Annotated in this window: 1 tRNA gene and 1 rRNA gene; both read right to left on the reverse strand. The window is 52.7% G+C overall.

Going from position 1 to position 292, the window contains the following annotated elements:
* Positions 1-79: ribosomal RNA gene (rrf, locus tag KAJ71_RS23245) — 5S ribosomal RNA — on the reverse strand; the annotation flags it as partial.
* 54 nt (positions 80-133) lie between these two features.
* A tRNA-Thr gene (locus KAJ71_RS23250) sits at positions 134-209 on the reverse strand.
* Between the last annotated feature and the right edge of the window lie 83 nt (positions 210-292).

Raw genomic sequence — 292 nt, forward strand, 5'->3', positions numbered from 1 at the left:
CACTACCATCGGCGCTACGGCGTTTCACTTCTGAGTTCGGCATGGGGTCAGGTGGGACCACCGCGCTATTGCCGCCAAGCAAATTCTTTTGATTCTTTTCTTTCTGCCGAACTTCTAAACCACTTAAATAAAGTGGTGCTGATACCCAGAGTCGAACTGGGGACCTCACCCTTACCAAGGGTGCGCTCTACCAACTGAGCCATATCAGCACACTAATTTGATGCCTGGCAGTGTCCTACTCTCGCATGGGGAGACCCCACACTACCATCGGCGCTACGGCGTTTCACTTCTG

Origin of the sequence: Serratia silvae (assembly GCF_023282985.1) — a bacterium.
GTDB lineage: Bacteria > Pseudomonadota > Gammaproteobacteria > Enterobacterales > Enterobacteriaceae > Chania > Chania silvae.